The following is a 12,964-nucleotide window of genomic DNA, read 5'->3' on the forward strand; positions in this document are numbered from 1 at the left end:
TCAGCGGCCGCCCGCATTGCGCTGGGTAAAATAGTCGCGCGTCAGTCGCTGGTCCTGCGGCGAGGTCGTGCGGGGCGCCGAGCGTGCGGCTTCGTTACGGGCCATCCCCCGATCGCCGGCCTGTCCCGGCGAAACCGGGAAGGCCTGGGGAGCGCCATCGCGGGTCGTAGTGGAGGTCCGCCCAGGACTGGCCATCCCGGCTAACCGATCCTGCATCGGCGTCGCGAGCAGCAGACTGGATACGCCGCGCCCCTTCTTGGCGCCGGCGTCGGCGCCGCTTTGTCGACCGGACTCGCCCTGGCCGCCGCTTTGTTCGCCGCCCTGCTGGCCCTGATCACCGCGCCTGCTGCGTCCGCCCGGTTCCTGACGCTCGCCCTGGCTGCTGTTCGACCCGGAACGCGGCGGCTCAGCCTGTCGGGCCGAGGGCGCGTCCTGACGTCCACCAGAGGCTTGGCTGTTGCTCGCGGGCGCGGACGCGACATCGGACTGATCCTCAGCGCCGGCTTCGCCGGCCGAGGTCTGGTCGTCGGACGAAGACCGGTCGATCTGGGGTTCGCCCGCGCCGGCGCCGCGCGATCCGCCGCGCCCCGCCGCGCCCTGGGCGCCACGCCCTGCGCTTTTTCCGCCTCCCGCCGCCGCTTCGCCGGCCACGCCGGACCGTCCGGCGTCCCGCGATCCTCCGGCGGAACTGCGATCAGGATTGAGCAAGGCCGCCAGTCGCGCCAAGGCCTTCGACACAATCGCCCCATCTCCGTCCGGGCCCGGCGCACCATCGCTACGCGCAGCAGCGGCCCGCGATTGCGCCGCCTCAAACATCTCCAGAGAAGATGCGCCATCGGACGGAGCCGCGCCGGCCGCGGCGGGCGTAGCGCCTTCCCCCGCCTCAGCCACGGGCGCGACCAAACCGACCGCAGACCCTATCCGCAACATGCAGAAGGCCAGGGTCACAAGCATGAGGGCGAGCACAGGCCACAGCCATAGCCGTGACCACCTCAACCTCAGGACCGGTTCGGACGGGACCGACGCAGCCGCCGCACGATCAAGCCACGGGGACGCCTCCTCAAGGGCGGCGGCCTGAAATGACGAACGTCGGGCGACCCGTTCGAACTCGTCGGCGGTCTGGATCCGGTCCTTGATGCCGAAGCGATGGTCGAGCTGCGCCAAGGCGGCGGAGCGTTCGGCTGTATGAGCGCGCCACGCGCGGAAATAGATCAAGCCACCGGCCGCCAGCGGCAATAGGCAGACGGCGACCAAGGCTGACGGCAAGGAGGGCTGGACCACGAGGGCGGAAAGCGCCAGCGCGCCACCTCCGATCACCGAGGCCGGCGCCGCCCAGGCCAGGGCGCGCGCCAAGGCGTCGGCGCGGGCGCGTTCCGAGATCAGGCGCTCGCCCTTGGTCTCGAGGGCGTCGAGACGCAGTCGTAGATCCCCTTCGCCTCCCTGCCTCATTCGCCCCAACTTGAACCGTGTACGCACAACGCTCTGAAATCCGTAGGCCTCTCAGCTTGCACCAACCTTACGAGGCGTCCGGGTGCAGACGAAAGGACGGGCGCCACCAAGCGGGCAAGGCTGGGGCAAGCTTCGCATGTTTGGTGGACGCAAGAGAGCGCCATATTCGGGGATCGACCGTGCATTCATTCGTCAAGACAACGGCGAGCGTCGCGCTCGCCGCCCTTCTGCTCAGCGGTTGTTCGACATCAGCCCTCGCCCAGGCCCGCCCTGAACTGGGGGCCGAACTGGGCGCCGAACCAGCCGCCAAACTGGACAAGGTCCAGATTCCCTATGAACGCTTCACCCTTCCAAACGGCCTGACTACCCTGGTCTATTCCGATCATACCGTGCCGACCGTCTTCGTCGGTGTCTGGTACAAGATCGGATCCAAGGACGAGCCAGAAGGCCGAACCGGCTTTGCCCACCTGTTCGAACATCTGATGTTCCAACCGACGCGCCATAGACCGACTGAATATTTCCCACCGCTGGCAGCCGTCGGCGCCACCGGCATCAATGGCAGCACCACGACCGACTATACCAACTATTTCGAGACGGCGCCGTCCAACGCCCTTGATCGCGTGCTTTGGATGGAGGCGGACCGGATGGGCGATCTGTCCACTGGCATGACCCAGGCGCTGCTCGACGAGCAACGCGCCGTCGTCAAGAACGAGAAGCGTCAAAGGGAACTCGGCGCCGGAACGGCCTCGGAAGCTCAGTTCCTGCGCGGCTATTATCCCGTCGGTCACCCTTACGCCCACACGACCATCGGCGCGATGGAGGACCTGGACAGGGCGTCCCTGGATGACGTCAAGGCCTGGTTCGACGCGAACTACGGGGCCTCCAACGCAGTCCTGGTTCTGGCCGGAGACATCGATGCTGCTGCGGCGCGCGAGAAGGTCGTCCGCTATTTCGGCGCCGTCCGCCAGGGCGCGCCGATCAGCCGCACAGAACGCTGGACGCCGTCGGCGCCCGAGGTTCATCGCGATGTGGTCTACGAGAACATCCCTGCCGCCTCGATCAGCCGCACCTGGCCTCTTTCGAGCGACGCATCTCGCGACAACACCCTGCTCCAGCTCGCGGCGCGCAGTCTGGCCGGTGGCAAGGGCACCCCATTGCACGACACCCTCGTCGAAGACCTGGGCCTGGCGACGAGCGTCTCGGCCAGTGTCAACGAGGGTCTGTTAGCCAGCGCCTTCGCTCTGTCGGTTCAGCTCAAGCCCGGCGTATCGCCCGATGCGGCGGACGCCGCCATCGACGGGGTGCTGGCGAAATTCTACGCCGACGGGCCGAAGGCCGACCGACTGGAAACAGTCGTTACCGCCACCGATCTCTCCCTGTTGCGCATGCTTGAAAACAGCGGGGCCATCGGGGCCTGGCTGGCTGACGGCGAGGTCATCCATGGCGACCCGACCTATTTCCTCAAACAACGTGATTGGATCAACGGCGCAGACCGCGACGAAGTGCGCGACCTGGCCGCCCGCACCCTGTCGCGTCCCTATTACGAACTGATCCAGCTGCCGTCGCCGACGCCGTTCGCCGCGCCAGATGCGTCTGAGGTCGCCGACCCCACCCGCATGCCCGACCCGGGCCCCGCCGACACCAGGATCCAGTTTCCGGCTGTGGAGGAGACGACCCTGTCAAACGGCCTGAAGCTGGTCGTGGCCCGCCGTCCCAACTTGCCCGTGGTCGAGGCCTGCCTGCAGTTCGCCACCGGGTCGCTCGCCGAGGACGCCTATGGACACGGGGCGGCCGAGCGCGCTGTCACTCTGATGCCGGCCGGAACCGACCGCTACAACGCCGAGCAGCTGAGCCGCGAGGCGTCCCGGATCGGGGTAAGGCTCAACGGCGGCGCGCAAGATCGCGAGAGCGGCGTCAGATGGTCCATGCTGGTCGCCAATCTGGACCAAGGCTTCGGCCTCGCCGCCGAGGTCGTTCGTCACCCCGTCTATCCGCAGCGTGAAGTCGATCGCGCTATCGAGGCCGTCGGCCCGGAGTTCGAGGCCTATGAACGCAATCCCTTCAACGCCGCAGGGCCGATCTACGCGCGCGCCATCTGGGGCGACGGCCACCGCAATGGACGGATCGGCGCCCGAACGGACGCCGCCGAGATTTCCCGCGACGCCATCCGGGCGTTTCACGACCGAGAACTGGGCCCCAACAACGCCACCCTCTATCTGGTCGGCGACATCACCCTGGATCAGGCCCGCGCCTTGGCGCAGAAGCATTTTGGCGACTGGCGCCCCGTGACGCCGACCCCGCTGGCGACGGTCGCGCCTGCCGCCGGCTCCCCCGGCCGGGTCATCTTGGTCGATGCGCCCGGCGCAGCCCAGACCAGCCTGACCGTGGGCCATGTCGTCGGCGCCTTTGATCCTGACCAGTCCGCCGCCGAAGCGCTGGCCGACGCTGTCCTCGGGGCGGGCTTCAACAGCCGGCTCAACATGAACCTGCGCGAGGACAAGGGCTGGACCTATGGCTTCACCGGCGGCGTTTCCGACGCGCCGTTCGGCCAACGCCTCTTCACCGCCAACGGCTCGATCGAGGCCGATCATACGGCAGACGCCATGATCGAGATTCGCAAGGAGCTGGTCGATTATGTCGGCGATCATCCCGCCACCCAGGAGGAAATCGACCGCGACCGAACGGCCCGCATCCTGGCCCTGCCGAGCGCCTTCTCGGGCAACGCAGCCTTCCTGGGCTCGATCATCGATTCCGCCGCCTACGGCCTGCCCTACGACCGCGCCGCTTCGTCGGGCGAGCGGCTGGCGGCGGTCACCTTGGATCAGGTCAACGCCGTCGCCCGCCAGACCTACCGTCCCGACCAACTGACCTGGGTCGTTGTCGGCGACCTCGCCAAAATTGAAACCTCCGTCCGCGCCCTGAACCTCGGCGCAGTCGAGGTGTGGGACGTCTACGGCAAGCGCGAGCGATAGGCGCGGAAGATCGCCGCCTGGCGCTACCTACGGCGCCGTGATCCGCCGTCAGTTGTCCAGACGCTTCTGAACCCCACAAGAAAAGCGCCGCAGGGAAAGCAGCCCCCTGCGGCGCTTCGGCGACGGTAATGACTGATAGGGACCGATCAGTCGGTTGCGTACGGACGCTTCACATGGGCCAGGACGTCCTCCAGCAGAGCGTCCGGCGACAAGTTGTTCGCCTGGGCGTGGAAGTTGACCACCAGACGGTGACGCAGCACCGGCATGACGACGGCGGCGACATCGTGAGTGCTGACGGCGAACCGGTCGTCCAGCAAGGCCTGAACCTTGGCCGCCAGCATCAGGCTCTGCACCCCGCGGGGCGAGGCGCCGAGAGCCACGCTGCGGTTGACGCTGTCTGGCGCATAGTCGCTGCCAGGCTGGGTGCCCATCACCAGACGAATGGCATAGGTCTTCGCCGTCTCCGTCACCGGCACCTGGCGCACTACGGCGCGCATCCGCTGGATCGTTTCTGCGTCGGTGACGGGGTTCAGTACCACGTCGTGGCCGGCGGTCGTGCGATCGATGATCGCGTGATAGTCGGCCTCGGACGGATAACCGACCACGAGCTTGAACAGAAACCGGTCCAGTTGCGCCTCGGGCAACGGATAGGTGCCCTCTTGGTCCACCGGGTTCTGTGTGGCCATGACGCAGAAGGGCTCGGGCATTCTGATGGTGCGCCGCCCGACGGTGACCTGCCGCTCCTGCATCACTTCCAGCAGGGCCGACTGGGTCTTAGGGGTGGCGCGGTTGATTTCGTCGGCGAGAACGAGGTTTGAAACGATGGGGCCCTGTTGGAAAGTCAGTTCGTGGCCGCCGCCCTCGGTTTCGGTCAGCACGGTCGTGCCGACAATATCGGCGGGCATCATGTCCGGCGTGAACTGAATCCGCGAGAACGGCAGATCGATGGCCCGGCTGATCGAGGCCACCAGCATGGTCTTGCCCAATCCGGGCACGCCTTCCAGCAGGACATGGCCGCCGGCCATCAGGGCGGTCAGGACGCCATCGACGACATCCGCCTGCCCCACGATCATCCGCCCCACTTCGGCGCGAATTCGGATGAAGGTTTCCTTGAACTCGGCCGCATCTCGGCGGGCGCGCGCGACATCGTCTTGAGACGTCATGGAAGATCCGGACTCGTAAGGCATGGGGATCACATCGCATGCCAGGCTTGCACCAGGCTGGCAGGTTTGGAGAAAAGGGCTCAGCCTTCGCCGACGAGGCAATAGCCCAGGCCGCGCACGGCCTGGATCCGAACCTGATCGGTGCGGCGCGCCAGATTGGTCCGCAGACGCGATATCTGCGACTCGAGCGAGTTGGCGTTGACCATCTTGTCGTAACCGTACACCCGCGCCTCCAGGGTCTCGCGCTGGATGACGGCGCCGGGCCGGGCCATGAGGGCCTCCAACACCAAGGCTTCTGTCCGCCGCAAGGTCAGGGGCGCTTCGTCGATGAAGAAGACCCCGCTTTCCAGATCATGCATCAGAGGCCCAAATTTGCGGGTCTCTCGCCGGGTCTCGACCGTGCGCCGCAGGGCGGTGCGTATTCGCGCCAACAACTCGCGGGGTTCGAACGGCTTGGCGATGTAGTCTTCGGCGCCGGACTCCAGCCCCTCCACCCGGTGATCGACCGAGGTCAGGGCCGTCAGCACGATGAACCTCTGAGGTCGGTTGCGCTGTTCGGCATAGGCGATCAAGGACACGCCGTCGCCGTCGGGCAGCCCCCGGTCCACCAGCACCAGGTCGAACCCGCCGTCGTTCAACGCATCACGCGCCACGGCGAGCGTCCCAGCCACATCGACGACAAACCCTTGCTTCTCAAGATAAAGCACCAGGGTCTCGGCGACATCGGCGTCATCTTCGACCAACAACAGACGCATCATACGCTCCCGCCCACCAGAACGGCTAAGCCTCACATTAGCGCTGACGCGGCGCCGGAGGCCAGAGCCTGGAGATGCTCCGGCGAAACGGAGCATCTCCAGCCGGTTCAGAAGGCGTACTGCAACTCGATCGAGAAGGTCCGCCCCGCAGCATTGTAGCGGGCTGTATCATAAGGACGCCCCTCGACCACCACGAAGGGCGGATCCTCCGCAAATATGTTCCGTCCGGCAAGGTTCATCCGGATATCGTTATTGATACGCCAGGCCGCCGTCAGATCGAACGTAAGCAAGGAGTCAACTTTTTTGATGTAGTCCGGGTTATCAATGACGCCAGCATACATGTTAGTTTCATAATCGTTCAAGTAACTTGGCGTGTAATTGGCCCACAACATTGCACTAAGATCGTGGTAATACCAACCCACTGATCCCACCACCTTGTACTCATCAACCCCCAGAACGGTGCCCAGAGAGGAAACCGGTTCGGTCGTTGCGAGCGCCTGGCGTTCCGACTTCAAGTTGTCGAGATAGGTGACCTTCGGCTCAAATGTGCCCAGCCCCGTCACCCAGAGATAGCTCACCTCGTAGGTGATTGACTCGTATTCAGACCCCAAGATGTTGAAGATCATATTCTGAGCGGAGATGATCTTGCCGGAAGAATCACGAGGGTAGAACTGCTCCATGCGCAGCACGTCCGTGCTCTTCATCAAGGATAGCAAATCCGCGCGGTCGGCGTATTCGTTCTCGATCTTCGTCTTGCTGTACGAGACGTCCACATTCAGGCCTTCCAGGGCGCCGGTCGGCCGCCAGGTCATGCCATACAACTGCTGAGTGGATGTCTGCGGTTTCAGATCCGGATTGGGCGCCGTGGTCATAGGCACCTGATAGGCGTTTCGATCCGGAGCATATTTATAGCAACCTATGCAGGAATAGAGCGGATCGTCGTAGATGACGGTCGTATAGGTCGTTGAGCCGGTGACGTCGAACATCTGGCTGTACGGCGGCGCCTGGAAGCCCTCACTCCAACGCGCGCGGAAGGCCAGATCCTTCACCGGCTCCCAGCGCATACCGATGGCGGGCGTGGTGCGTGTGAAGGTGCTCTTGTCGTAAACCAGCACGCCGCCAGCGTCGATCGCCACCCCATCGACCGTCCCGACAGCGCCTTCAGTGACGTAGCTGTCGCGGCGAGCCGCCAGGCTAAGGGTCAGGGAATGAGCGAAGGGCGCATTGAAGTCAGGCCCAAAGACCGGAACCTGGGTCTCAGCGAAGAAGGCGTAGCGATCACGGTTGACCGCCTCGCCCGTAAGGACCTTCACCTCATCACTGTCCACGCCGTCGTCATTGTACTCGGCCCCGATTACATAGCTGACCTTGCCTGCCGGCAGGGTCAAGGCAACGCCGCTCAGACGGGCTTCGATATTTTGCAGGACGGATTCCCGCTGCTCGACCTCATCGACATAGTAGAAGTCGGCCACGCTCGAACCGCCGCCGTCCGTGGTCGATTTCCACGGATTGAAGGCTGTATCCGGGTCCGTGCTCGTCAACGCCTCGCACTGACGATCAAAGGCGGCCTGCATACGCTCGCGTTTTTCACCGCTGTACCGATTGTTGGCCAGCATGAAGTTATAGCAGCCGTAGCCGGTTGGCGACGACGAATCCTCGACAATGCTGACAAGCGAACCAAATACTCGCTTATCCCCATCCGTTTCAGAAGACGAGGTCGTGTAGAGCAGCTCGAATTTGGTGTCCTTGTTGAGCTGATAGGCAAGACCGGCATTGAAACTCCACGACTTGCTGGTGTTTGACAACTGGCCCGTCGGCAATACGCCGTCGGCGATTTCCGCCGCCGGATCATAGGACACCGATACGCCCGGGTCCCATTCGCTGAAATAATAGGCGGAGTACGGGTTATAATACTGACCGGGCGCGAGCGTAACGGTCAGGCCGCTGTCAAACGACGACTCCTGCACATTGGTGGTTTCTGTGTAGAGTCCTGTAGCGAAAATCGACAACTTGTCAGTCAACTTCTGCTCGAAGTTGAAGGTTCCACTGTAACTTTCCGTCTCAGGCCCGGCGAGTTCGGGGACATAGTCCGGCAGGGCTTCCGACCCAACAGTGATCATGTCGTCGAGCGTCGGACGCCCGACCACTCCGGGGCGAACCGTGATGCCTTGCGCCACGGGCACGTCGTACCCCAAATCGGGGTCATAGACGTACTGGGTGTTGCTGATCACGCCCGGCTGCAATCCACGACTGAAGGTACGAAGGTCGTAGGTCGGATCTCCGTCATAGTAGCTGGAGTAATTCTCCGTGACGTAGCCGGTCTTGTAGTTATTGATCGGGGACCGGCGAGAATAATCGAGCGTGGCCGACAAACTGCCACTGCCCCATGCATAGCCAGCATAGAGGCTCAACCGGTCACTGTCGGCGTCAGCAGAGGAATACTCGTGCTGGGCCGTCATCGTGACCCCGACATAGTCCTTTTTCAGAATGAAGTTGATGACGCCGCCTATGGCGTCCGAACCATAGACTGCCGAGGCGCCGCCCAGCGAGATCTCGACGCGCTCCACTGCGCTCAGCGGGATGCCGTTCAGGTTGGCGAATCCGTCTTCGATGCCGGCGGCGCCCGCCACGCGACGGCCGTTGACCAGAATCAAGGTGTTGCCCGCCCCCATGCCGCCCAGGTTGGCGGCGGCGACACCCAATGATCCCAGTTGCGAGACATCCGCCTTACGATCGGACAGCGGCCCCCGCGACCTCTCGTTCGTCACCGAACCGATCGTCGCCTGGTTCTGCGGCAGCGTCCGGATCAGCTCTTCTACGCTCGTCACGCCGCGCGCCTTGATCTCTTCCTCGGTGATCACGATCACCTTGGACGTGACGTCGCCGTTCTGCAGCCGGCTGCCCGTCACCTCGACCGCATCGACAACCGCGGTCTCAGGCTCCGCCAATGATTGCGAACGCTCCTGAGCGGCGGCGTCTCGAGCCGCCTGTTCAAGCGTCGCCTCTGTGGAAACCGGCGCAGACTGCGCGAAAGCGCCGCCCCCCGATGCGCAAAGCATCAGGGCCAACACTGAAGTACTCATCACCCGTGCAGTCAATTCATCCCCCCTGCCAGCCAAGCCAGCTGCAACGATCACCTCCGCCGCAACGAGGTCGGTCGCAGGATCGCCCCCAGACGACTGCATCGACCCCATAACGTCGCGACACCGTCACCGTTACGTCGTCAAGCTTGCACCAAACTGGCCCCCAGCAGGCCAGATCGGCCTGATGACGAATTTTTGCTGTTTTCGCGCAATGAACATGCCGGATGCGGCCATCTGGAGACGGCGAGCGACACGTTCGATGCCAGTCCGGACTCGGTGAGATTATCGAGGCCGCCATATCCAGCGAGCGTTTGATTTAGGGAAGAGGGCGGGAGCGGATTTGCCCCCTGCTGACCCCAGCGCACCTCATCTGAGCTGGGCTGATGTCCCCTAATTTGTGCGGGACATCTCACCGATATGGGCGCCACTCCGGGATCAACCGCTTGCTTTGCTTCGCAGGCGCGCGCCCATTGTGGGGTGGAGACGACAATGATGGCGCACAGGGAAACCCACAGGGTTGATCGTATCGGCTGGCTGAGGGCGGCGGTGCTCGGGGCCAACGACGGGCTGGTGTCGACCGCCAGCCTCGTGGTCGGGGTGGCGGCCGCCGCCGCCAGTCATGGCGGCATTCTGGTCGCGGGGGTCGCGGGGCTCGCAGCCGGGGCCATGTCGATGGCGGCCGGTGAATATGTCTCGGTCAGTTCGCAGTCCGACACGGAAAAGGCCGATCTGGCGCGCGAGGCCACCGAACTGGCCGGCGATCATGAGGCGGAATTGCGAGAGCTGGCCGGGATTTATATCGCGCGCGGCGTGGCCCCGCACCTGGCGACCGAGGTGGCGCGACAGATGATGACCCATGACGCTCTCGGCGCCCATGCGCGTGACGAATTGGGTATTTCCGAGATCACCACGGCGCGGCCGATCCAGGCGGCGCTGACTTCGGCCGTGACCTTCTCGGCCGGCGCGGCGTTGCCCCTGATCGTTGCGGCCGTCGCCCCGATGGCGGGGTTGGGCCTGTGGGTCGCAGGGTCGGCGCTGATCGGCTTGGCCGTGCTGGGCGCCTTGGGGGCCAGGGCCGGGGGTGCGCCGGTCGGACGCTCGGTGGTTCGCGTAGTCTTCTGGGGCGCTCTGGCCATGGCCATCACAGCCGGGGTGGGACGCCTGTTCGGCGTGGCGGCCTGATCAGAACCGCGCGGTCAGCGCCAGACGTCCGGTGACCGGTCGCAGCGGCGTGCTGACATCGCCCGATGCGTAGAAGGGATTGCCGAAAGCGAAGGTGTCGTCGCTGCGATTGAACAGATTGTCGATAGACGCCCGAACACCCCAGCGGCCGATCTCGGCGTTGACGCCGACTTCGCTGCTCAGATACCCGGCCGATGCGCCGGTCGATGTCGGCGACAGGGCGATATCGGTGGGACCGACATAGCCCAGGCGCAGCTCAGAGCGCACCGTCGCGCGCGCCAGCCGGGCCTCATGGACCAAGCCGCCCTGAACGCTGAAGTCCGCGACGGCCGGCAGGCGGGTGTCGTCTCCCAGGGCGAAACCCGGATCGGGCCACGTCAGTTCGGGATCATTGACCACCGCGTGGCCGTCCAGGGTCCAGGCCCCGACGCGCCACTCCATCTCGCCCTCAATCCCCCGATTACGGCCGTCCCCGAGATTGGCGGTGAAGGGCAGGCCACGGTCATCGAAGCGGTCGGACTGAATGTCGCTCCAGTCCGCAACGAAGACGGCGGCGCGCCCCCGCAGCCGCCCGTCCAGAAGACGGAAGCGCGCGCCCAGCTCCCCGGCGACCATCTTGTCGGGCCGCACCCTCCGCGCAGGCTGCTGATCGCCGGCGCCGAGGGTTCCGGCGTTGAAGCCCGGTCCGCGATAACCTTCCGTCGCCAAGGCGTAGAAGACGAAGGGCCCTTGATCATACTCCAGCACCAGACGCGGAACGACGTCGACCAGGGCTTCGTCGCCCGAGAACGTCTCCAGCGTCCCCTCGGTCTCGCTGCGATGCTCGACGCCGATGCGAAACAGCCGGGCGCCGGCGGTGATCCTGATGTGGTCGCCCAAACCATAGACCGCGTCGCCGAACAGGGCGGCCTCGTCCACGTGATCGCGGCGATGCTGGATCAGGACCGCCGCCCCGCCCCGCCCGTCCGACACGGCGACGGTGCGGTTATGGGTGTATTCCGAGAAGAACAGTCCTGCGCTCCAGCTCAGCCGCGCGCCGCGATCACCGTTCAGACGGATCTCGTGCACGGCGGCCGACAGGTCATCGGATTGATCCAGAGCCGCCGTACCGATCAGGCCGAACAGGGCCGCTGAAGGGGTCGCGTCGTAACGGGCGTCGAGGCCGTGCGACTGAACGCTCGAGGACGCACGCAGACGCGCCCAGCCCAGGTCCCCGTCCACCGACGCCCAGACCCCGTCGAAATCGTTGCGACTGGGTTCGGTCAGGCTGCGACGCCGGGCGTAGGGGGCGTCGCTCCCCACGGTCGCATACTGGCTGTCGTCGATATCGATGGTCTGGGCCAAAAAGCCCGCCCGCAGGGTCCAGGCCGGATTGACGCGCCACAGAGCCGCCGCTCTCAAGCCCTGGCGATGCATGCCGCCCCCGTTCTGGACGCCGCCGTTTTGGATACCCAAGGCCAGATCATCGACATAACCGCCGACGGTCTCGTCATAGCCGACCAGCCTCACGGCGAGACGGTCTTGAACCACCGGCGCATTGATCATCAGTTCGACCGCGTCGCTGGGCGAACCGCCGGATGTCAGGGCCCCTTCGACCCTGGCGCGACCGTAGAAGCCGCCGAGGTCCGGCGCGCGGGTCACCACCTGCACCACCCCGCCCATTGAGCCCGCGCCGTACAACGCGCCCTGCGGCCCTCGCAACACTTCGACCCGTTCGATATCGGCCAGCCTCAACGCCGGGTCGGGCGCGTCATAGGTCAGACGGACGTCGTCGAGATAAAGGCCGACGAGGCTCTGCGCCTGCCCCGCCACGGGGCCGTCCGCCATGCCGCGAATAAACACCTTGTCCCGCCCCGGTCCCAGGTTCGTCACCGTCAGGCCGGCGACGCGGGCGGACACGTCATTGAGATCGGTCGCACCCGCCTGCTCCAGCATCACGCCATCCAGCGAGGACAGGCCGTAAGGCGCCCGCGACAACAGCAGATTGTCGGTCCGCGTGGCCGTCACCACCACCTCGTCCAGCATCGTCGGGGCGGATTGGGGCGCCTCCGGCATGGGCCTCGCTATGACAGGGACGGAAGGCGTCAGGCGGACGATCCGCCAGGCGCCGACGCCGACAGGGCTGGCGACGCAGTGCGTGCCCAGCGTCAGCCGGGACAGGGCGGCATTGACCGACAGACGCCCGCGAGCCCCTCGGCTTGGGCCGCACCGCTCGGTTCCTGACACGTCGATGCTGACGCCCGCTTGAAGCCCGAAGTCGAGCAGAGCGGTCCGCAGCGGCTGCGGCGCGACCGACACCGCCACTCGCGAACGATCCAGCGCCTGGGCCTGGGCCTGGGCCTGGGCCTGGGCAGCCATAG

7 protein-coding genes are annotated in these 12,964 nt (G+C 65.3%); 2 read left to right on the forward strand and 5 right to left on the reverse strand.

The features are described from left to right. Positions 1-1,449: a hypothetical protein gene (locus ACW177_RS12100; protein ID WP_492025942.1), complete on the reverse strand. Its 1,449-nt coding sequence runs from the start codon at positions 1,447-1,449 to the stop codon at positions 1-3. Between the two features lie 179 nt (positions 1,450-1,628). Here ACW177_RS12100 and ACW177_RS12105 point away from each other — a divergent pair, with 179 nt between their 5' ends. Next, the gene (locus tag ACW177_RS12105; RefSeq protein ID WP_492025943.1) at positions 1,629-4,421 is read left to right on the forward strand and encodes a M16 family metallopeptidase; all 2,793 of its coding nucleotides are present in this window, start codon (positions 1,629-1,631) and stop codon (positions 4,419-4,421) included. Positions 4,422-4,567: 146 nt separating this feature from the next. Here ACW177_RS12105 and ACW177_RS12110 read toward each other — a convergent pair whose 3' ends face one another. From ACW177_RS12110 to ACW177_RS12120, 3 genes are all read right to left on the reverse strand, one after another. Then, the gene (locus ACW177_RS12110; protein WP_492025944.1) at positions 4,568-5,584 is read right to left on the reverse strand and encodes an AAA family ATPase; all 1,017 of its coding nucleotides are present in this window, start codon (positions 5,582-5,584) and stop codon (positions 4,568-4,570) included. 80 nt (positions 5,585-5,664) lie between these two features. Then, positions 5,665-6,339 (reverse strand): response regulator transcription factor, encoded by a 675-nt coding sequence (locus tag ACW177_RS12115; RefSeq protein ID WP_492025945.1) that lies wholly within the window; start codon positions 6,337-6,339, stop codon positions 5,665-5,667. Between the two features lie 107 nt (positions 6,340-6,446). Next, positions 6,447-9,410, reverse strand: a complete 2,964-nt coding sequence (locus tag ACW177_RS12120; protein ID WP_492025946.1) for a TonB-dependent receptor domain-containing protein — start codon at positions 9,408-9,410, stop codon at positions 6,447-6,449. Positions 9,411-9,914: 504 nt separating this feature from the next. On the opposite strand from ACW177_RS12120, the gene ACW177_RS12125 reads away from it, so the two are divergent. After that, entirely contained in the window at positions 9,915-10,604 is a 690-nt protein-coding gene (locus ACW177_RS12125) for a VIT1/CCC1 transporter family protein (protein WP_492028116.1), read from the forward strand. Here the strand turns inward: ACW177_RS12125 and ACW177_RS12130 are convergent, their stop codons facing one another. Further along, positions 10,605-12,962, reverse strand: a complete 2,358-nt coding sequence (locus ACW177_RS12130) for a TonB-dependent receptor (RefSeq protein WP_492025947.1) — start codon at positions 12,960-12,962, stop codon at positions 10,605-10,607. Between the last annotated feature and the right edge of the window lie 2 nt (positions 12,963-12,964).

This window comes from Brevundimonas sp. AVps23W (genome assembly GCF_058681395.1).